1 pseudogene is annotated in these 890 nt (G+C 70.9%); it reads right to left on the minus strand.

From position 1 onward, the window contains the following. A pseudogene (locus tag VP06_RS33075) lies at nucleotides 1–624 on the minus strand (serine--tRNA ligase); the annotation flags it as partial. Nucleotides 625–890 lie beyond the last annotated feature (266 nt).

Raw genomic sequence — 890 nt, forward strand, 5'->3', positions numbered from 1 at the left:
CGTGCCGAACATCGCCTCGTCGCGGACGAGCAGCGGCGGCACCACCTCGGTATAGCCGTGCTCACCGGTGTGCAGGTCGAGCATGAACTGGCCGAGCGCCCGCTCCAGCCGGGCGATGGGGCCTTTCAGCACCACGAAGCGCGAGCCCGAGAGCTTCGCGGCGGTCTCGAAGTCCATCAGGCCCATGGCCTCGCCGAGCTCGAAATGCTGGCGGCCCTCCTCGCTGAGGCCCCGCCCCGCGAAGCGGCTCTTCTCGACGTTGTCGTGCTCGTCGCAGCCCTCCGGCACGTCCGGGTTCGGGAGGTTGGGGATCGCCGCCAGGCGCTCGGTCAGGGCTTTGCCGGCAGCCTCCGCCGCCGCGTCGAGCGCCGGCGCCTCCTCCTTCAGCCGGGCGACCTCGGCCATCAGCGCCTGGGCCCGCGCCTCGTCCTTCGCCTTCTTGGCCGCGCCGATCTCCTTCGAGAGGGCGTTGCGCCGCTCCTGCGCCCCTTGAGCCGCCGAGATCGCGGACTTGCGGGCATCGTCGAGGCCGATCAGCTCGGCCGAGAGCGGCTCCAGCCCACGGCTCGCCAGACCCTTGTCGAAGGCGGCCGGGTTGTCGCGGATGGCCCGGATGTCGTGCATGGCGCGGTCCGAATCGTTGTCTTCAAGAGGCCGGACAGTCCGGCCGGCGACGCCAGGACGCTTTGCAGCATCGGCCCAGCGGCGACAAGGGAGGGACCTTTCCGGTCGATGAATGCGTCCAGCGCAGCCCCGCTTGCAGCCGCCCGCCCGGCCGTGAGAAGAGCCCGACGTGCCGGTCACGGTCCCGCGACCGCCTCCGGCCCGAACTTTGCAGAACTGGTCAACGCATGAACATCTTCGCCGCCTTCGAGGCCCGCATCGGCGAG

It is taken from the genome of Methylobacterium aquaticum (genome assembly GCF_001043915.1).
GTDB classification, from domain to species: domain Bacteria; phylum Pseudomonadota; class Alphaproteobacteria; order Rhizobiales; family Beijerinckiaceae; genus Methylobacterium; species Methylobacterium aquaticum.